Source organism: Granulicella pectinivorans, from assembly GCF_900114625.1.
Classification (GTDB): domain Bacteria; phylum Acidobacteriota; class Terriglobia; order Terriglobales; family Acidobacteriaceae; genus Edaphobacter; species Edaphobacter pectinivorans.
In genome coordinates, this window is record NZ_FOZL01000001.1 from 3,752,794 (window position 1) to 3,772,038 (window position 19,245).

Annotated in this window: 17 protein-coding genes; 9 read left to right on the plus strand and 8 right to left on the minus strand. The window is 60.3% G+C overall.

The window, feature by feature from the left end:
* Window positions 1–64: 64 nt before the first annotated feature.
* On the plus strand, window positions 65–547 hold the full coding sequence (locus BM400_RS14945; protein ID WP_089840195.1) for a PaaI family thioesterase: 483 nt from the start codon (window positions 65–67) through the stop codon (window positions 545–547).
* A 63-nt stretch (window positions 548–610) separates the two neighbouring features.
* On the opposite strand, the gene BM400_RS14950 is transcribed toward BM400_RS14945, so the two are convergent.
* The gene (locus BM400_RS14950) at window positions 611–1,336 is read right to left on the minus strand and encodes a glycosyltransferase (protein ID WP_089841977.1); all 726 of its coding nucleotides are present in this window, start codon (window positions 1,334–1,336) and stop codon (window positions 611–613) included.
* A gap of 243 nt (window positions 1,337–1,579) precedes the next feature.
* On the opposite strand from BM400_RS14950, the gene pdxS reads away from it, so the two are divergent.
* Window positions 1,580–2,521 carry a pyridoxal 5'-phosphate synthase lyase subunit PdxS gene (pdxS, locus tag BM400_RS14955; RefSeq protein ID WP_089840198.1) on the plus strand — a complete coding sequence of 314 codons (942 nt, stop codon included), beginning with the start codon at window positions 1,580–1,582 and terminating at the stop codon, window positions 2,519–2,521.
* Window positions 2,522–2,698: 177 nt separating this feature from the next.
* On the opposite strand, the gene BM400_RS14960 is transcribed toward pdxS, so the two are convergent.
* Together BM400_RS14960 and eno are read right to left on the minus strand one after the other, a co-directional pair.
* Window positions 2,699–4,261 (minus strand): hypothetical protein, encoded by a 1,563-nt coding sequence (locus BM400_RS14960; RefSeq protein ID WP_089840204.1) that lies wholly within the window; start codon window positions 4,259–4,261, stop codon window positions 2,699–2,701.
* A 226-nt stretch (window positions 4,262–4,487) separates the two neighbouring features.
* On the minus strand, window positions 4,488–5,777 hold the full coding sequence (gene eno / locus BM400_RS14965; protein ID WP_089840206.1) for a phosphopyruvate hydratase: 1,290 nt from the start codon (window positions 5,775–5,777) through the stop codon (window positions 4,488–4,490).
* Between the two features lie 315 nt (window positions 5,778–6,092).
* On the opposite strand from eno, the gene BM400_RS14970 reads away from it, so the two are divergent.
* Entirely contained in the window at window positions 6,093–7,004 is a 912-nt protein-coding gene (locus BM400_RS14970) for a TraB/TrbI/VirB10 family type IV secretion system protein (RefSeq protein WP_089840208.1), read from the plus strand.
* 200 nt (window positions 7,005–7,204) lie between these two features.
* Here BM400_RS14970 and BM400_RS14975 read toward each other — a convergent pair whose 3' ends face one another.
* From BM400_RS14975 to BM400_RS14985, 3 genes are all read right to left on the minus strand, one after another.
* Window positions 7,205–9,685, minus strand: a complete 2,481-nt coding sequence (locus tag BM400_RS14975) for a protein kinase domain-containing protein (protein ID WP_089840210.1) — start codon at window positions 9,683–9,685, stop codon at window positions 7,205–7,207.
* Window positions 9,686–10,077: 392 nt separating this feature from the next.
* Window positions 10,078–10,326: a hypothetical protein gene (locus tag BM400_RS14980; RefSeq protein WP_089840213.1), complete on the minus strand. Its 249-nt coding sequence runs from the start codon at window positions 10,324–10,326 to the stop codon at window positions 10,078–10,080.
* A 10-nt stretch (window positions 10,327–10,336) separates the two neighbouring features.
* Entirely contained in the window at window positions 10,337–12,085 is a 1,749-nt protein-coding gene (locus tag BM400_RS14985; protein WP_089841980.1) for a sodium:solute symporter family protein, read from the minus strand.
* A 265-nt stretch (window positions 12,086–12,350) separates the two neighbouring features.
* Here BM400_RS14985 and BM400_RS14990 point away from each other — a divergent pair, with 265 nt between their 5' ends.
* The 4 genes from BM400_RS14990 (at window position 12,351) to BM400_RS15010 (ending at window position 15,946) form a co-directional block, all read left to right on the plus strand.
* On the plus strand, window positions 12,351–12,719 hold the full coding sequence (locus BM400_RS14990) for a response regulator (protein ID WP_089840214.1): 369 nt from the start codon (window positions 12,351–12,353) through the stop codon (window positions 12,717–12,719).
* 439 nt (window positions 12,720–13,158) lie between these two features.
* Entirely contained in the window at window positions 13,159–15,225 is a 2,067-nt protein-coding gene (locus BM400_RS15000; RefSeq protein WP_245781887.1) for a heme lyase CcmF/NrfE family subunit, read from the plus strand.
* Window positions 15,218–15,679: a cytochrome c-type biogenesis protein gene (locus BM400_RS15005; protein WP_175529046.1), complete on the plus strand. Its 462-nt coding sequence runs from the start codon at window positions 15,218–15,220 to the stop codon at window positions 15,677–15,679. Before BM400_RS15000 ends, BM400_RS15005 begins: the two co-directional genes overlap by 8 nt.
* A complete protein-coding gene (locus BM400_RS15010; protein WP_089840221.1) occupies window positions 15,680–15,946 on the plus strand; it encodes a hypothetical protein in 267 nt (88 codons plus the stop codon).
* 1 nt (window position 15,947) lies between these two features.
* Here the strand turns inward: BM400_RS15010 and BM400_RS22100 are convergent, their stop codons facing one another.
* A complete protein-coding gene (locus BM400_RS22100) occupies window positions 15,948–16,475 on the minus strand; it encodes a hypothetical protein (RefSeq protein WP_089840223.1) in 528 nt (175 codons plus the stop codon).
* Between the two features lie 100 nt (window positions 16,476–16,575).
* Here BM400_RS22100 and BM400_RS15020 point away from each other — a divergent pair, with 100 nt between their 5' ends.
* Together BM400_RS15020 and lpxD are read left to right on the plus strand one after the other, a co-directional pair.
* Window positions 16,576–17,802, plus strand: a complete 1,227-nt coding sequence (locus BM400_RS15020; protein ID WP_089840225.1) for a peptidase associated/transthyretin-like domain-containing protein — start codon at window positions 16,576–16,578, stop codon at window positions 17,800–17,802.
* Complete coding sequence (gene lpxD, locus BM400_RS15025) at window positions 17,799–18,809, plus strand: UDP-3-O-(3-hydroxymyristoyl)glucosamine N-acyltransferase (RefSeq protein ID WP_089840226.1); 1,011 nt, start codon at window positions 17,799–17,801, stop codon at window positions 18,807–18,809. Before BM400_RS15020 ends, lpxD begins: the two co-directional genes overlap by 4 nt.
* Here the strand turns inward: lpxD and BM400_RS15030 are convergent.
* Entirely contained in the window at window positions 18,793–19,227 is a 435-nt protein-coding gene (locus tag BM400_RS15030) for a DUF1801 domain-containing protein (RefSeq protein ID WP_089840230.1), read from the minus strand. The genes lpxD and BM400_RS15030 overlap by 17 nt on opposite strands.
* Between the last annotated feature and the right edge of the window lie 18 nt (window positions 19,228–19,245).

The window sequence follows — 19,245 nt, forward strand, 5'->3', positions numbered from 1 at the left end:
GCCTCTGGGATATGGGTATTGAGCCGCAGATGCCTGGTAAAGCGCAATCTGCTACCCTGCCACCATGCCAATGAATGACAATTCAGCCCCCACATTGGACGAGCAAGCCGGCCACTGCTTCGCCTGCGGCCCGGCCAACCCGCAGGGCCTGCACCTCCACTTCGACCGCAGCGAACACCCGGAAACCGGCCATCCCACCGTCACCGCCACCGTCAACCTCACCCGCATCTACGAAGGCCCTCCCGGCTACATCCACGGAGGCATCATCGCCACCCTCTTCGACGAGGCCATGTCCAAGCTCAACCGCCCCCTCGACACGCTCGCGATGACCCGCCACATGGAGGTCGACTACCTCCGCCCCTCTCCCCTCTACCAGGACCTCACCCTCACCGCCACCCACGAGCGTCGCGAAGGCCGCAAGCTCTTCCACTCCGCTCAACTCCACAACGCTGAGGGCACCTTGCTCGCACAAGCCGAGGGACTCTTCATTGCAATCAACCCCGCCATGATCCCAAGCAACATTACCCCGGAAAAAGCCGGCCACTAAAGCAGTTGTACCTTCTAACTTGTAAGTCGCAAACAACAGTACTTAGAACTTAGAACGGACGACTTACAACTGACCTTCCGCCTCTTCCCAATACCCCTGATCCCGCAAAAAATACTCTTCATCCCACGTATGCATCATGGTCTTGAAGAACATCCACACCATGCGCCCGTGTCCCAGCTTCTTGAACCGCCGGTTCGAAGTCAGCACCACCCCACGGACAATCGCAAACTGGCTGCGGTGAACCTGCTTCGATAGCAGGTAATCCTCCGCAAACAGCGCCTGTTCATGAAACCCACCCAGCCGCCGGAACGCCTCCAACTCGAACATCATGAACATCCCCGTCGCGAACGGCTTCCACCACGACCCCACCCACTGCATGATGTTGTTCCCCAGGTAAAGCGCATCGTCGAAGAACCCGCCCAGCTTACACCCGATATTGGTCGTGCAGCACTCAAGCCCCTTGCCTTTCATTGCCGCAACCGCCCGCCCCACCAGGCCTGCGTCTCCCAGCTCCACATCGGCATCCAAAAAAAGCACATACCGCGACCGCGCCGCCCGCGCCCCGGCATTCCGCCCCACCGCTGGCAGGCCACCCGGAATCACCTCCACCCGCAAACGGTGCGCAAACGAAAGCGCCACCTCGACCGTCCCATCCGTCGAGCCCGCATCCGCCACCAGCACCCGCGTCCCGCACATCGCCGCATAGTCCTGCCCGCACAGCGACTCCAAAAGCCGCGGCAGCATCAGGACCTCATTCTTCGCCGGAATCACGATCGTCAGCTCATCCACGCATGCCTCCCTGCTGAAACTCCCCTTATCGTCGTCCCCACCCATGAATTTGCATTGAATATCCCGTCAATATCCGTCCCATGAACCAAACCCGCAAGGCATGTCTCCCCTACTGGATTGCGCCGCTCCCGGCCATGCACGCACCCCATTTACTGCTAAACTGACATTTCAAGACCGCCGAGAGATCAAAAGTCACACGGCCTGCATAGCAGAGCCGCCCTCGGCCCACGAAGGAGACATATCATGGCAGACACCACCTCTACTTCCACCTCGCTCCGCCTCAAGACCGGCCTCGCCGAGATGCTCAAGGGCGGCGTCATCATGGACGTCATGAACGTCGAGCAGGCCCGCATCGCGGAAGAAGCCGGCGCTGTCTCCGTCATGGCGCTTGAGCGCGTCCCCGCCATGATCCGCGCCGAAGGCGGCGTAGCCCGCATGGCCAGCCCCAAGCTCATCAAGCAGATCATCGATGCCGTCTCCATCCCCGTCATGGCCAAGGCCCGCATCGGCCACTTCGCCGAAGCCCAGGTCCTCCAGTACCTCGGCGTCGACTTCATCGACGAGTCCGAAGTCCTCACCCCCGCCGATGAGGTCTACCACATCGACAAGCATGCCTTCACCACGCCCTTCGTCTGCGGAGCCCGCAACCTCGGCGAGGCCTGTCGACGCATCGCCGAAGGCGCAGCCATGATCCGCACCAAGGGCGAGCCCGGCACCGGAGACGTCGTCCACGCCGTCCAGCACATGCGTCAGATCGTCCGCGAGATCAAGGCCCTCACGGTCCTCGGCGACGAAGAGCTCTACAACGCCGCCAAGGTCCACGGCGCGCCCTACGAGCTCATCCAGTGGATCGCCAAGAACGGCAAGCTCCCCGTCCCCAACTTCTCCGCCGGCGGCATCGCCACCCCCGCCGACGCAGCCCTCATGATGCAGCTCGGCGCCGAGACGGTCTTCGTGGGCTCCGGCATCTTCATGAAGGAGGGCGCAACCCCCCTCGACGTCGAGAACAACCCCCTCGAGCGCGACGAGGCCGTCTCCCGCGCCAAGGCCATCGTCCTCGCCACCACCCACTTCAACGACCCCAGCATCGTCTCCGAGGCCTCCGAAGCCGTCATCGGCAGCATGAAGGGTCTCGCCGCCGCCGCCATCGAAGAGAAGCACCTCATGCAAACCCGCGGCTGGTAAGCTAGCCGCTCTGGCGATCGTGCTCCGCGCAAAGGCTTAAAAGATAGCAACAAAGCCCCGGATACCTCCGGGGCTTTGTTTTTGTGCCCGGCTTACTCCAGTCTCATCGCCATAAGGGCCACGCCCCTGAATCCCCGTGCATCCCACACCTCAGCGGTTTATCCGATGGAAGCCTGTTCACCTGACAGGTGTCACATATCGTATCGAATAGAGATACTGACAAGGAAGTGCGGTTCCGCTGGCAATCCAGGCAAGCTCAGCGATTCCCCGATCCGCGCACACCGTATGCACCAGCGTGAGTTCTACCCCATGCTCTGGATCCAAAGCTAACCAGACACTGGCCAGTCGATCATTCTGATCGGTCATCGGCAGGACGACGTAGCGAACATCGTGTTCCCGAAGATAGTCTCCCGTCCTTGCGGTCCGAAGATACGGCAGAAAATGGCTGTCGACAAGGGCACCGAGATCCACGATGCGGCCACGGAACTGGTATCCGATCCGCCCGATATCGAAGGCTGCCAGATGAAGCCCGGTAAACGTCTCCGCCGGCAGATTCTCCTGCATCCATGCGGCCATCACTCCATGCTCCGTGCGGATCTGCTCGATCTCCGCCTCGGATGCCCGCATCCAAGCCCTCTGCGACAAGCACAGCGTCAGCCCGCAGGCGATCCCCACCCCTGCTCCAACCAGTTTCCGGTTCCCCCCAATCGTCGTCAGCAACGCATGAAGGCCAAAGGATGCGAGGCTCATACAAACCATCATGGGCAGGGCGATATACCGTCCGCCATGTCCCGCCGCCGGCAGAACAAACAGATAAGCCGCTTCCACCGTAAAAGCGCATAAAACTAACACGATCCATCGACGGGCGTGACGTGCCATCAATTCGCGGATTCCAAACAGGACCAGTCCCCCAAGCAGCAGAAGAGAAAGCATCCAGACTCCACCATGTAACCCGCTCTCTCCCGAGCCGATACTCCAGGTCATCAGCATGCGACGGCAGGAGTCCCAAAGGAAGCGCACCCTGATGTCCAACCTGCCGTAGCCAGCCATATACAGGAACTGACGGCCGCGCATGCTCGCTGGCATCCACTGTCCGGAAATCTTCCAGTTCCAGCCAAGCGAAACAACCAGTCCAGCCAGGGTTCCCACCCCAGGCAACACGAGATTCTTCATCCGCCGATCGGCAAACCGCCAGCAGCCCAGAACCGCACCAATCAGGAAGACTCCCTCAAGCCGCGTCAACACCATCAGAAAGCAAAGCAGAAATAGTTGAAATGGCGTCGCCGCAGATCGCGCTTGCAGCGGCCTCAACCAGATCTCAAGCAACAGCAGCATCAAGGCGAGGAACAGAAGGTGCTCCATGCCGATCAGCCCAAGCCACTGGAAGTTCCCACTCAGAGCAGGAGCCAACGCAATCGCCCACGCAGCAGCCCCGGATAAACCGTCCTGCTGGGTCAGACGCATCAAGACGAACCCGATCGTCGCCATCACACACACACTGAGCGCGAGACAGAACCATACCGGCGACACCCGTCCCAGCAAAATGTCTCCCGCCGTCAGGATCATCGTCCATACCAGGCTGCTCGAACCGGACGACGCTCTACCTGGCTGAAAGCCCACGACGTGCGTCTCCGCCATGTTGCGGGCAATCACCTGGTGAATATAGGAATCATCGAGCGGAAACCCGGCTTGATGACGCAGCACACTCGCCAGGGTCAGCAGGGAGACAACGTACAACAAGCCGCAAACTACAGAGTCTCTTGTTGACGGAGCCATGTCGATCCTTAAAAGGGATCTGTCAAACCTACCATAGCGATCGACGAATATCCCGCAGAGAATCCGTACACGCCGCACCCATCGCAGCCTTGATGCCAGAGATTCCAGTGCTAACAGCAGACCTCAAAACGCCAAGAGGCCCCATCCGAAGATGAGGCCTCTCGCACAACAACGGCATCGTTATCGTGTTTTACCCAACATTCAACGCTTCCAACCCAAGAAAAGCCGCCGCCTGCCCCAGCTCTTCCTCGATCCGCAGCAACTGGTTGTACTTCGCAATCCGGTCCGTACGCGAAGCCGAACCCGTCTTGATCTGCCCAGCCCCGGTACCAACCGCAAGATCCGCAATAAACGTGTCTTCCGTCTCGCCCGACCGGTGCGAAATAATCGAGGTGTACCCATAACGACGAGCCAGCTCGATCGCCTCCAGCGTCTCAGAAATCGTACCGATCTGGTTGACCTTGATCAGAATCGAGTTGCCAACCTTGGCTTCGATCCCCTGCTGCAGGCGCTTCGTGTTGGTCACGAAAAGATCGTCGCCCACCAACTGGCACACATCGCCAATCTGGTCCGTCAGCAGCTTCCAGCCATCCCAGTCGTCCTCAGCCAGACCGTCCTCAATCGAAACGATCGGATACTGACGAACCCAATCCTCCCAGAACGCCGCCATCTCGCCCGAAGTCTTCTTCGATCCATCCGACTTCTTGAACACATACAGCCCCGAAGCCTTGTCGTAGAACTCGCTCGACGCCGGATCCAGCGCAATCGAGATCTGCTCGCCCGGCGTATACCCGGCCTTCTCGATCGCCTCCAGAATCAGCTCGATTGCCTCGGCATTCGACTTCAGGCTCGGCGCAAACCCACCCTCATCGCCCACCGCGGTGTTGTAACCCTTCTTCTTCAACACGCCCTTCAGCGTATGGAACACCTCGGTGCCCCAGCGCAGCGCATCCGAGAACGTCTCCGCGCCCACCGGCATCACCATGAACTCCTGGAAGTCCACATTCGAGTCCGCATGGCTTCCGCCGTTGATGATGTTCATCATCGGAACCGGCAGAATGCAGGCATTCACGCCACCAAGATACCGGTACAAAGGCATCTTCAATGCCGTCGCCGAGGCCCGCGCACACGCCATCGAAACCGCGAGAATCGCGTTCGCACCCAGCCGCGACTTGTTCTCCGTACCGTCGATTGCGATCATCGTCGCGTCGATCAGCCTTTGGTTCGCCGCGTCCATGCCCGTCAGCTCCGGCGCAATCGCCGTCTCGACGTTCTCCACCGCGCCCAACACGCCCTTGCCGAGATAATGATCCTTATCTCCGTCCCTCAGCTCCACGGCCTCATGTTCGCCGGTCGAGGCACCACTCGGCACCGCCGCGCGTCCCATCGCTCCGCCACTCAGCGTCACATCGGCTTCAACAGTCGGATTCCCTCGCGAGTCGAGGATTTCACGTGCACGGATCGAAACAATCTCAGTCATACCACTCCCATAGTCACTTGCAGAATTTTGTTGGCCCGCCGAGATCACCCGATGCGCCAGCCTGTCGTTCAACCGCGGCCTACGATCGACCGCAATCGGCCCCCGTGCCCCTCCGATTGTCTCTACCAGCTCCATCGCCACCCCGTTCTAGCTGCATTCTACCAAACAGAAATGAACAGAACCTCCTATTGAAATCTCTCCCACGGGAGGTGACACCCCCGATTCCCCGCTCCCGAATCCCCACCACATCCGCAACAGAACCTCGTACCCTCGTGTCTAAGCTTTACGTACGATCCAGCACTCCCGAGGAAGACCATGAAACTCACGACCGCTGCCGCCGTCCTCGCTCTCTCCCTTCCCGTCGCGCTCTCCGCGCAAACCAGCGGCGTGTCCAACCCGCCCCCAGATACCGAGACCGTCACCAAACAGCAAAGCGCTCCCATCGATCCCGAGCTTCCTCCCGGCTACCAGCCCACGCCCGTAGCCTCCCAGCGCCGCGCGATGACGCCGTCCACAGACCTCCCCCCCGTCACCGCCCCTGCGTCCCAGTCCGAGACCTACGCCCCCTACCGCCCCGCCACCCCGCCGTCCGACGCCCCCCAGGGCCTCGCCGGCACTCCCGTCCCCAACCCCGACGGCATGATCGTAGGCGACCCCGGCCCCCGTGCCGCCGCCTTCCCCTCCAACATCCTCCTCAAGGCCCGCGTCCTCGAAACCCTCTCCACCTCCGTCAACCACGCAGGCGACCCCTTCTCCGCCATCGTCACGGAACCCGTCTACCAGAACAACCACCTCCTCATCCCCGCCGGCTCTACCCTCGAAGGCCGCCTCACCGAGGTCCATGGAGGCCATCGCATCCGCGGCGCCGCCGCCCTCCACCTTGAGCCCCACCGCATCATCCTGCCCGACGGCTCCCACTACGACCTCCACGCCCAGCTCATCGATACCAGTCAGTCCTTCGCCACCCGCATCGACTCCGAAGGCACCCTCTACCGCCGCGACCATATCAAGGAAACCGTAGCCGCCCTCGGCATCGCCACCGGCACAGGAGCCGTCGCAGGAGCCGTCATCGGCGGCGGAGTCGGCGCAGGCGTAGGTGCCCTCGTCGGTGCCGGAGTAGGCACCGCATGGTGGCTCAAGCAGGACCGCCAGACCGTCCTTCCCAAGGACACCAACCTCATCTTCACCCTCAACGAGCCCATCACCATCGCCTCGATCGCCCGATAAAGACAACACAAACCAAACAAGAAAGGGCGCGGCAACAAGCCGCGCCCATCGTATTGCCCAATCAAACTGAGCGAAGCGAAGAACCCCGTATTCAATATCTACCCAGGGCCTCGTATCGATGACTGCCCGGGTATTCCGTCTTCGCCTTGGTCTCTCTTTCCCGCTTTTCCCGCCTTTTCCCCACAATCTTTTGCCTGTTTTTACGATCGAACCCCAGCCAGCAACCTCTTCCAGTTCTTCTGATTCTTCCGGAAGCTCTTCTTCAGATCTTCAAGGATCCGCTCAAAGTCGCTATGCCCGCTCAGCTTCCGCCAGGCCGGATTGATCGAGAACCACGGATAGTTCTCATTCCCCAGATAGATCGCCCGCCTCAACCAATGCAGCGCCTCCGACTCATCCCCGTCCAGCGCAAAGTAGGTCGCCAGCCGGTAAGCCATCTCGCTATCCGCCTCCGCCGCAGACAACGTCTCATCCACAATGAACGTAGCTGCCTTATCCCTCTCCCCCAACTGCACATAGCAAAGCGCAATCGTCGGATAAAGAATCCGCAGCGAGTGATCCTCCCGCGCCACGCTCTCCAGCGTATCGATCGCCCCTGAAAGATTCCCCAGCCGCATCTCCTGGTAGCCCTTTGAAATCCGCAGCAAAGGCTGTTTCGGCTCCAGCGTCAGGCCTTTATCGATCTCATCCCCGGCGAGCTCCAACTGGTTCTGGTACTGATACACCCTCGCCCGGTGGTTGTAGATCAGCGCCGCATTCGCCGGATTCATGTGCAGGGACGTATTGAACTGGTCCAGCGCCTCTTCATACATGCCATCCGCCCGCAGCGTGATCCCCGCGACCAGATGCACATTCCAGTCGTTCCCGGCCGTCTGCAGCAGATGTTCGATCCCATGACGAGCCGATTCCTTCTCACCGCGCGACAGCAGCATGTACACACGGTACAGATTCGCCTCCACCGACTGCGGATCGAACGAAAGCGCCTTATCGAATGCCCTGCGCGCCTCAAGCACATGCATCTGCCCGCCCAGCCCATGCCGCGCATACTGCAGATGCGTAATCCCCAGCCCCGACCACCCCGGCGCGTAGTCGTCGTCGTGCTTCACCACCGACTCAAACAGCTCCCGCGCCCGGTTCAAATCGTCCCTGCTCCCCGTCCGTGACATGAACGAGCTCAACACCGCCCGCGCCTGCAGATACTCCTCCGAAACATCCTCATCCAGCGAAGTCCGCGTCACCGCCCGGTCGTTTTGCAGATCCCCAAACCCATGCAGCGTACTGAAGACTTCGTTGCAGATCTCCGTCTGCACCGAGATCAGATCGAACGAGGCCACATTGATCGACCCGCCCGCTCTTACGCTCTGCCGCGGCACATCCAGCAACTGCCAGTTCAGGTCGAAGCCCTTCTCCGACCGCAGAAAGTTCCCCGCCAGCACAAAGTGAACCAGCAGCTTCTTCCCCACGCTCAACGGATCCAGTTGCTGGGTAGGCACCGTCATCAACGTACTCGATGGCCTGACCACCAGCGTAGGCATCCGCGCCAGCCTTGCCGCAATCGCATCCGCCAGCGCATATCCGTAGAGCGGCGCCACATCCCCAGTGGCTCCCGGCGTCCCGAAGTTCGCGAACGGCAGCACCACAATCGTGTTCTGCTTGCCCACCGTAACGGGGCTCGACTCGCGGAACCGCTCCGCCAGCATCGACAGCAGGCCGGTCGTCCTCTTCTCTTCCTCCGGCGTCTCCAGCGTCAGCCGGCCCTGCGGCGTCGAGTGGTGCGGCACAATATCCCCCGGCATCACCACCGAGTCCAACTGCATCGCCTTCATCGTCGTCCGCAGCGCCTCGCGCACATCCGCCGCCGAGGAATAACGAGCCGAAGGCTGTTTCTCCAGGCAACGCAGAATCACCGATTCCAACTCCACCGGCAGATCCGGAGCGATCTCCCGGAGCGCTGGCGGGTCCGCAAACTGCACCGCCCGGATCGACTGAAACTCCGGCGCGTCCGGCCGGTGAAACGGATGTCGCCCACTCGCCAACTCGTACAGAATCAAGCCCAGCGCAAAGATATCCGACTGCACGCTCGACTGCCCCGTTACAAACTGCTCTGGAGCCATATAGGCAATCGTTCCGCCCCGCGCCGTATACGTCGCCCCCGGAGCGATCCTCGCCGCGCTCGACGGCGCCGACGGGTCGAAGTCCATGTTGTCCATGTTCAGACGGCGCGCCAGCCCGAAGTCGAGAATCTTCACCAGCCCACCCTCCGTCAGCATCACGTTCGCCGGCTTCAAGTCCCGATGGAAGATCCCCAGTTGATGCGCGGCAAACAACCCATCCGAAACCTGGATCCCGATCGAAAGCAGCATCTGCAGCCCCACCGGACCCGCCGCAATCACCCCATCCAGGCTCTTGCCCGGGATGTACTGCATGACGATGTACGCCTCGTCGTCCGCCTCGCCCACATCGTAGATGGCGCAGACATTCAGATGGTCGATCGCCGAGGCCAGCCTCGCCTCCCGCAACTGCGTCGTCCTCATCTGTTCGGGCGTAAGCGCCCCGCGCTTCAAAAGCTTCAAGACAACGGGCCGCTGTAAAAGCGTGTCGTTCGCCAGGTAAACCACCCCGCTCCCGCCGGCCCCAATCTTCCGAATGAACTCGTAGTGCCCGATAATACGGCGCTTCATCCATTCATTATCGCAAGTTACCGTGTGGGTAAGATGAACGCGGACCAACCGAAGCCTGAAACCCACCCCAAAATCCCACTGCGGTCAGCCGAAACGGCAAGCCGCAACCGGACTTCGCTCGCCGGGGATCAGGATTTCAGAATGGTCTCGAATATCCATACAGCGGACCACGAAATGTCCACATTTTCCAGACAAAACACCACGTTTTACCGTCCCGAAAACTGCAGGTAAAACCCAGCGAAACCCGGAGAAACAAGCAGAAAAACCTGAAATTCACCACAAATGCCCAGAATTCACCACAAATGCCAAAGTAGAGTCCCTCAGCCTCACAAAGTGTGCGGATCTGGGGAACACGAGGTTTTCGACGGCACACCTCGGATTGGTCTAACCAATCAGTGCCCGCCACCCTTGCGCTCCCACGGCCGTGGCGTCACCGGATCGTCCTGCCACTTCACCCGGCGGCCCATGACGAACATCACCAGGCCGAACAGGAAGAGGCCCAGACCCCAGTAGAGATTCAGATTGATCCCCAGCGATTTGTCATAGATCGCGCTGTTCCGCGTCAGGAACCCGTACACCGACATAATCCCGCCTGTGGCGAGAAACAACAAGCCCAGCGGAATCCGAATATCCAGTCCCATCTCAACCCTCCTAAGCAAACACCAGATTCAAAGCGACCAGCAGCACAAGGACCACGATGGCCAGTGTCGAGGGCTTCTGCCACCACTCCAGATGGCCCTCCACCGGCTTCGGCGTCAGCGAGTAGACAAGACCCACCAGCTCGTTCTCCGGCTTCGGTTCCGTCACAAGGCTGACTGCAATCGTCACGACAAGATTGACGGAGAACGCGAAGATCGCCGTCCAGAAGTTCTGCGCCATATCGCTCGGGTATGTATGGACGAGATGGATCCAAGCCCCATGAATGCCGGGGTTTGCGTCCATCGGCAACGTCAGTCCGTGGTGTACCAGCGCAGCAGCCGTACCCGTCAGCAGCCCCACAAAAGCACCATGCCCGGTCGTCTTCTTCCAGAACATGCCCAGCAGGAACGTCGCGAACAAGGGTGCGTTGACCAGCGAAAAGATCAACTGCAACGCGTCCATGATGTTGTTGAAGTTGGTCACCGCGTACGCCGCGGCGACCGATAACGCGACCCCCCCGACGGTGGCCATCCTTCCCATCCAGAGGTAGTGGGCGTCCGTGCCTCGCTTGTTGATGTACGCCTGGTAGATGTCGTATGTCCACACCGTGTTGAACGCCGTCACGTTGCCCGCCATGCCCGACATGAAGCTGGCCAGCAGGGCCGTCAGCCCAAGCCCAAGCACACCCGTCGGGAAGTAATGCAGCAACATCGCCGGAATCGCGAGGTCGTAGTTGTAGACCGGCTCCCCTTTGCTGTCGACGACGGGCTGCCCAGTCACCAGATTCATCTTCTCTGGAATCAGCCCTTTATAGTGCTGCGGCGTCACCGCACCCGAGGCGGACAACGTCGTCGGAGCCGCCATGTGCGAGGTCACCGAGACCGCGATCAACCCCGGCAGAATCACCAGGAACGGAAAGAACATCTTCGGAATCGCCGCAATCAGCGGAACCCGCCGCGCCGACTCTTCCGAATCCGCGGCCATCGCCCTCTGGACCACGAGGAAGTCCGTACACCAGTAGCCGAAGCTCAGCACAAAGCCAAGCCCCATCACCAGCCCCACCCACTCCACGCCCAGCGGATTCGTATTCGCATGCGCCATGCCACGCCAGGAGTGCGTCATGGATGGGCCAAGCTTCTGCTGGATACCGTGCCATCCGCCGACGTTCCTCAAACCGATCCAAACCAGAGGTGCGAAGCCAGCGACGATCAGGAAAAACTGCAGCACTTCGTTGTAGATCGCGCTGGTCAGCCCACCCAGGAAGATGTATCCAAGCACGATCACAGCCGACAGCAGCACGGAAACGTGGAAGATGTACTGGTGCGGCATAAGCCCGTCGAAGAGCCCAAGTGTCTCAATCAAAAGGGCCATCGCATACATCGAGATCCCCGAACTGAAGACCGTCATGATGGCGAACGAGAAGGCGTTGATCGCACGCGTCTTTTCGTCGAAGCGCATCCGCAGGAACTCAGGCACGGACCGCGCTTTGGACCCATAATAGAACGGCATCATGAAGATGCCGACGAAGACCATAGCCGGGATCGCGCCGATCCAGTAAAAATGACTCGTGATAATGCCGTACTTGGCGCCCGAGGCACCCATGCCGATGACTTCCTGCGCGCCCAGGTTCGCGGAAATGAACGCCAAACCGCAGACCCAGGCCGGAATAGAGCGGCCCGCGAGGAAAAAGTCATGACTCGTCCGCATGTAACGTTTCAGGGCAAAACCAATGCCCAGCACGAAGACGAAGTACACCAGCATGATCAGCCAATCAACAAGACCAAGATTCACGTGTTTTGCCCTAAAGTATTCAGGAATCGGAACGCGGCTCAGACAGCATTCCTACGGGACGACTCTACTTGGTTTCGCCCCCTCCGTCCATCCCGTACTCGGGCGCGGTTGGAATCTTTCTAAGAATATGGCAACGTGAGAGACAGCTTTTTGCCGAGTATTCGCATCACATGCAGAAGCGTAAAAAACAGAAAAAAGACGCCATGTCGCTTAGACGACGTACGCGAAAGGCACGATGACTTCAGCAGTTCTGCTCGTAGACGATAATGCAGTCCAAGCCGCGACCCGCCAGACGATCCTCAGGCGAGCCGGGTATTTCGTGATCGCGGCTCTCAATCCAAGCCGCGCGCTCGAGCAGTTTCAAAAGAGCGAGTTCCCCGAGGAGATCGGCCTGGTCATCACCGATCACATCATGCCCGGTATGAGCGGAGCCCAATTCGTGCAGGAGCTACGCAAGATTCGGCCCACGATGCCGGTCTTGGTGATCAGCGGCCTCGAAGAGGCCGAGGCCGAATACGCCGACCTGAACGTCGTCTTCAAGCTGAAACCCCTCCTCCCCGATCTCCTCCTCGCGACCGTTCACACCCTTCTCCCGGGCACCTGACCTGCGGAGAGGTCTGACCAATATCCCAGTCGAAAGATTCCTTCTTCTTCGGCGAAGGGACGAAATATCTCTTTTAAAACCCTTTTTTTGGCTTTTGTAGTGAATTCCAGGCATTTGTGGGGTTTACTACCGCGTTCTTGGAGTTTCTCCCTGTGTCTTCGGGTTTTACCTGCAGTTTTCGGTACGGTAAAACGTGGTCCCATGCATGGGAAACGTGGCCAAAAGACCATACATTCCGTTTTCGAGAAATAGCACCCTCTTTTCTTCCAGGTTGGCAAGCTTCCGGTCTGCTCGGGCAGGATGAGATTCGTAGAAGATGAGGTTTCCCGCAGCGTGAGTGTCCTTTTGGTGGAGAGCGAGTTCCACCCTCCGCGTCCGTTTACCGCCGAAACATTGCCCTTCCCTCTGCGGCTTGAGAGAATGAAAGCCAAGTAAACTCATGCCTACCCATCCCATGCCGGAGTTCGGCTCGTTCACGTTGCTCCTGGCGCTCATTCTGAGCCTCTATACGTTGGTGGCCGGCGCGTTCGCGCTGACGCCTGCACTCTCCCGCACCAACGACGCCGCGGCCCGCAGGCTTGGTGAGACGGCCCGTCGCGCCGGCATGGCGAGTTTTATCGCCATGAGCTGCGCAGCGTTCGCACTATGCTGGGCGGCGTTTACCAACGACTTCTCGGTTGCGTACATCATGCACCACACGAACAAGGACCTGCACACCGCATACAAGTTTTCGGCGTTGTGGTCGGGGCAGGAGGGCTCTCTTCTCCTTTGGGCGTGGCTGCTTTCGGCGTATGGGTTTGTGCTGCGATTCCGCCATAAGGTGGATGTGAAGCTGTCGGCCTTCGCGTCGACGATCCTCGCCGGCATCCAGCTGTTCTTTGTGTTGCTGCTGAACTTCGCGGCGCACCCGTTCGACATTCAGCCGGGGCCGGTGGCGCTGGATGGATTTGGATTGAATCCGCTGTTGCAATACCCGGAGATGGTCATCCATCCGCCGATGCTCTACCTGGGATATGTGGGGTTCTCGGTTCCGTTTGCGTTTGCGCTGGGCGCGCTGATCATGCGGTATCCGGGTGAGAAGTGGATTCATATCACGCGGCGCTGGACGATGGTGACGTGGCTGTTCCTGACGTGCGGCATCTTCCTGGGCGCGCACTGGGCGTACTCCGTGCTGGGCTGGGGTGGGTACTGGGGATGGGATCCGGTGGAGAACGCCTCGCTGATGCCCTGGTTGACGGGCACGGCGTTTCTGCACTCGGTGATGATGCAGGAGAAGCGCGGCATGATGAAGAACTGGAACGTCTGGCTGATCTTCTCGACGTTCCTGCTGACGATTCTGGGTACGCTGCTGACGCGGTCGGGGATTGTGGCCTCGGTGCATGCCTTCGCGCAGTCGAATATCGGCTACTGGTTCTATGGGTTCATCCTTCTTTCGTTCATGGTGTGCCTGTTTGTGTTCTTCAAGAACCGCGATCACCTGGTGAGCGAGAACCGGCTGGAGTCACTGGTGAGCCGTGAGTCGAGCTTCCTGTTCAACAACCTCATCCTGCTGGTCGCTTGCTTCACGGTGCTTTGGGGCACGCTGTTCCCGGTACTTTCGGAGTATGTGAAGGGCGAGAAGGCTACGGTTGGCGCTCCCTTCTATAACCGCGTCAATATCCCGATCGGGCTGTTTCTTCTCTTCCTGACGGGGCTTGGTCCCCTTCTGGCATGGCGCTCGACATCGATTCGCGCGATCAAGCGTAACTTCGTGCTGCCGGGTATTGCCATGGCCGTGACGCTGGTCGTGCTGATGATCGCGGGCGTTCGTCCGTGGAAAGACGGCGACGACATGCATGCGACGATCTTCTCGTTAATGGCGTTTACGCTTTCGGCGGGTGTGGTGACGGCGATCTCGTCGGAGTTCTTCCGCGGCGTGGGCGTGGTGATGACGCAGACGAGCAAGAACTTCTTCCATTCGGCCGTGACGCTGGTGCGGCGCAATACGCGCCGGTATGGCGGGTACCTTGTCCACTTTGGCATCGTGGTGATGTTCATCGGGATCGCGGGTGGCGCGTTCAATCAGTCGAAGGAGCAGGAGATGGGCTTCGGCGACACGCTGCTGATTGGGCCGTACAAGATTGTGTGCCAGAGCTTTACACAGGACTCGAACCCGAACTACGACACTGAGTTCGCGGTGCTGGATGCGTACAAGTACGGCAAGAAGGTTACGACGCTGAACCCGGAGAAGCGCTTCTACAACGCGAGCCAGACGTACGCGACGATGGTAGCGAACCATACGACGCTGCAGAACGATCTGTACGTGATCTATGAAGGCAAGAACCCGGATACGGACAAGCCGATCATCAAGGTGTTCATCAATCCGCTGATCGTGTGGATCTGGATTGGCGTGGTAATTGTGGCGATGGGCACATTGCTGGCCCTGGTGCCGGCGATCAAGCCCGGTGGGACGCGGACTGTCTCAGCGGGTGAAGCCAGGGCTGCGGAGGCTTCCGCGCATGCGTAAGTATCTTTCGCTGGTCGCGGGCTTGCTGCTGTGTGTCGGGCTGATGGGCGCGGCGGATCCGGCGCAGATCTATAACAAGGTCGGCCACGAGATGATGTGCGTGTGTGGCTGCAACCAGATTCTGCTGGAGTGCAACCACGTTGGCTGCCCCGACTCGACGCGCATGATCGGCGAGCTGCATGACCAGGTGAATCTGGGTGGTCCGGAGAACCTGATTCTGAACTGGTTCGCGGCGAAGTACGGAGCGATTGTGCTGGCGGCTCCGATGCGTGGCGGGTTCGACGATGTGGCGTGGATTACGCCGATGGCGGTGTTTCTGTTTGCTACGGTCGGCGTGGCTTTTTTGATCAAGATATGGCGTAAGCGGCGTCCGCCGACCGATGGCCCGGGGAGCGGCGCGCCACCGATTTCGGACGCGCTGCGCGCACAGATTCGACAGGAGACGCAATACTAAATGGGACTCCTCTGCGGTGCTGTTCTTTCGCTTTTGCTGTTTGCGTTTATCTTCTGGCCAGATAAGAATCCGTTTCGTCAGGCGGACAAGACGCGTCTCGACTACCTGCGCGAGCGGCGCGATGTGATCTATGAGAACCTGCGGGATCTGAACTTCGAGAACCTTGCCGGGAAGTATCCGGAAGAGGACTTCGTGGAGCAGAGGACAAGCCTGGAGAATGAGGCAGCTCGGGTGCTGGCGGAGATGAAGGGGCTGGGCGGGCGTTAGGCTACTGCGACTGTTTTGCGACTTTTTTTGCGTTCACGCGAGCAGACAGAAGACTGAATGCGGCGGTTAAGGCCCACAGCGCGGCCATGATGAGGTCAGAGGGTGCGTGGGTTCGGGTGTGCCACTGGCGGAGTTTGAGGAGCGCCATGGCACTCCAAACAAGGACTGTGCCGTATCCAAGCCATGGCGCGCTGCGGGACATCCATCGTGGTTCCCCCCAGCGGCCCCACTTCCTGCGCATTTCCAGGCGCTCCTCCGCGGTCGCGGGCCATTGGCCGGTGCGGATTTTTCTGCGCCGTGCGATGAAGGCGATTCTGGCCGGCAGAGCGAACAACAGGATGGCAACGGAAGCGAATAAAATGCGCCACGATGCGCCATCGCAGGAGCGCCATGCCATTGCGGTGAAGGCGACGGCGGGGGTGATGAAGAATAGAGCGATGAAGAGCGTGACGATGACGACGGTGCTTCGCTTCGGGGCTTGAAGGAAGCGCTGAGGGAGTTGGACCGGATCGGTGGGGAGATCGATCATCGTGCGGAAAGCTTACACCCGGACTGAGGCGTATTCTGACGTAAAATCAGGTGTGCGCTTCTCATCGAAAGTCCTCTCTGCCGCTGCCCTTCTTTGCCTTTTGCCTTCTGCGTTTGCTGCTTCCACCCTGTCGGGCGTGGTGACGAACAAGACGACCAACAAGCCCTCCGCTGGGGATGATGTGACCCTCATCAAGCTGGCGCAGGGCATGCAGGAGTCGACCAAGACGAAGACCGATGCCAGGGGGCGCTTCAAGCTCGACGTGCCGGATGACGGCATTCATCTGGTACGCGTGACGCATGACAAGGCCAACTACTTCCGTCCGGTGCAGCCGGGTGCGGATTCGGTGGAGGTCGAGGTCTACAACGCGGCGGCGAAGGTGGCGGGGATCACGAGCGAAGCCGATGTGATGCGGATTCAGTCCGACCCGAGCGGTGCCGGCTTGCGTATTGTCGAGAATTTTTTTGTGAAGAACGAATCGACGCCTCCGATGACGCAGTTCTCGGATCGTCCGTTTGAGTTCTATCTGCCGGCGGGTGCGGTGGTGGCGGGCTCGGCGGCGCTTGGGCCGGGCGGCATGCCGGTGCAGGCGGCTCCCGTGCCTCTTGGCGACCAGCCGAACCACTTTGCGTTCGTCTTCCCGATTCGTCCGGGCGAGACGCGGTTTCAGATTACGTACACCGTTCCCTACTCGGGATCGTTCCAGTTTGCGCCGCATCCGGTGATGCCGACCGACACGATCGCGATCATGATGCCGAAGTCGATGACCTTCAAGGCTGGTCCATCGGCTCCGTACACCGCGGTGACGGAGGAGACGACGGCGCAGACCTATGTGGCGCGGAACGTGCAGCCTTCGCAGCCGCTGGAGTTTACGATTTCAGGCACGGGGCAGTTGCCGCGCGATGCCGCAGCCGCAACGCCGGGAACAGGTGGACCGCAGGATACACCCTCGCAGGGCGTGCAGGGACAGGCTCCGACGGGCAACGACACGCGTCCGGGTGGCGGGCTCGGCAATCCCATCGATCCGGAAGGCTCGAACGATCCGTGGGCGAAGTACAAGTGGTGGATTCTGGGTGGACTTGGGCTGGTGCTGGCGGCCGGCGCGGGCTTCATGGTGACTACTGGCGGCAAGGGTGTGGCGGCAGCGGTTCCCATTTCTCCGGCGGCTCCGGTGGGCGTGCTGGGTGCGCTGAAGGAGGAGTTCTTCACGCTGGAGTCGGACCGGTTGACCGGAAAGATTACCGAAGCCGAGTATGCCGAACAGCGGGCGGCGCTGGATGTTGTGCTGAAGCGCGCGATTGCCCGCGACGAGACGCCCAAGGTATGAAGCTCGCAGACATAGCCCGCCATCTGGATGCGACGCTCGTGGGTGATCCCGCGGCTGAGATCACCGGCATTGCCGGCATCGAGGAGGCGGGTGCGGGGCACCTGACCTTCGTGGCAAACCCGAAGTATGCCGCGATGGCGCGGACGACCAGGGCTACGGCGATTCTGGTCGATCCTGCGTTCCCCGAGATCGAGACGGCTACGCTGCGTCTCGCGAATCCTTACCTTGGGTTCGCGCGTGCAATTGAGCTGTTCTATACGCCTCCGGCCTATGCGATGGGGATCCATCCGACGGCGGTGATCGCAGTGACGGCGAAGATTGGCGAAGGCGCGCACATTGGGCCGTATGCGGTCATCTCCGATGACGTGGAGATTGGGCCGCATGCGACGATTCTGGCTCATGCGGTGGTCTATCCGGGGGTTCGCGCCGGGGCGCATCTTTTCCTGCATGCGCATGCGATTGTGCGAGAGCATTGCCATCTGGGCGATGGGGTCATCGTGCAGAATGGCGCGGTGATTGGGGCGGATGGCTTTGGGTTCGCGCGGCAGCAGGGGCCGAATCCGTTGCCCGGTGGGCCCTGGTACAAGATTGTGCAGTCCGGGCCAGCGGTGCTGGAAGACAACGTCGAGGTACAGGCGAATGCGTGTATCGACCGGGCTTCGATCGGCGAGACGCGGATCCAGGCCGGGGCGAAGATCGACAACCTGGTGCAGGTCGGGCACGGATCCACGGTTGGACCGAATACATTGCTTTGTGCTCAGGTTGGCCTGGCCGGGTCGACGACCATTGGGAAGAACGTGATTCTTGCGGGGCAGGTTGGGGTGGCGGGACATCTGACCGTGGGCGATGGGGTGATCGCGACGGCGCAGTCGGGGATCCCGAACGATGTCGCGGCGGGCAAGAAGGTCAGTGGGTATCCGGCGGTCGACAGCATGCAGTGGCTGCGGACTACGGCGCTGATCAATAAACTTCCCGGGATTCTACGGGACCTCAAGAAGCAGTCTTAGGCTTCTTCTTTTTGGCGAGTCGCGCGGTGACCGCAGTGGTGTTGGCCGCGACTGCTGCGCGGATGAGTTGCTTGAGGGCGGCCTCGTCGATCTTCTCGCCTTCATGAATGTCGATCGCACGGCGCACGTTTCCTTCCAGGCTGGAGTTGAAGAGCTTCCTGGGATCGTCGAGCTCGGCTCCGGTGGCGAAAGTGAGCTTTACGACCTGCTTGTAGGATTCGCCGGTGCAGACGATGCCGTCGTGCTCCCAGACGGGGACGCCTCTCCACTTCCACTCCTCGACGATTTCGGGGTCGGCTTCGTGGATGAGCTGGCGGATATGGGCGAGGGTTTCGCCACGCCAGTCGGCGAGATCGTGAATGCGCTGGGTGATCTTCTCGGGTGCCTTTGCGCCATGCTCCAGCTCTTGTGGTTTCATGCTTCCTCCAATGCTTGC

Coding starts and splice junctions, on each gene's coding strand:
- BM400_RS14980 (WP_089840213.1), bottom strand. CDS start 10,326: ATGGGACTGGATATTCGGATTCCGCTGGGCTTGTTGTTTCTCGCCACA.
- BM400_RS14970 (WP_089840208.1), top strand. CDS start 6,093: ATGAAACTCACGACCGCTGCCGCCGTCCTCGCTCTCTCCCTTCCCGTC.
- eno (WP_089840206.1), bottom strand. CDS start 5,777: ATGACTGAGATTGTTTCGATCCGTGCACGTGAAATCCTCGACTCGCGA.
- BM400_RS15005 (WP_175529046.1), top strand. CDS start 15,218: ATGCGTAAGTATCTTTCGCTGGTCGCGGGCTTGCTGCTGTGTGTCGGG.
- BM400_RS15010 (WP_089840221.1), top strand. CDS start 15,680: ATGGGACTCCTCTGCGGTGCTGTTCTTTCGCTTTTGCTGTTTGCGTTT.
- BM400_RS15030 (WP_089840230.1), bottom strand. CDS start 19,227: ATGAAACCACAAGAGCTGGAGCATGGCGCAAAGGCACCCGAGAAGATC.
- BM400_RS14945 (WP_089840195.1), top strand. CDS start 65: ATGCCAATGAATGACAATTCAGCCCCCACATTGGACGAGCAAGCCGGC.
- pdxS (WP_089840198.1), top strand. CDS start 1,580: ATGGCAGACACCACCTCTACTTCCACCTCGCTCCGCCTCAAGACCGGC.
- BM400_RS14985 (WP_089841980.1), bottom strand. CDS start 12,085: ATGCTGGTGTACTTCGTCTTCGTGCTGGGCATTGGTTTTGCCCTGAAA.
- BM400_RS14990 (WP_089840214.1), top strand. CDS start 12,351: ATGACTTCAGCAGTTCTGCTCGTAGACGATAATGCAGTCCAAGCCGCG.
- BM400_RS22100 (WP_089840223.1), bottom strand. CDS start 16,475: ATGATCGATCTCCCCACCGATCCGGTCCAACTCCCTCAGCGCTTCCTT.
- BM400_RS15000 (WP_245781887.1), top strand. CDS start 13,159: ATGCCTACCCATCCCATGCCGGAGTTCGGCTCGTTCACGTTGCTCCTG.
- lpxD (WP_089840226.1), top strand. CDS start 17,799: ATGAAGCTCGCAGACATAGCCCGCCATCTGGATGCGACGCTCGTGGGT.
- BM400_RS14975 (WP_089840210.1), bottom strand. CDS start 9,685: ATGAAGCGCCGTATTATCGGGCACTACGAGTTCATTCGGAAGATTGGG.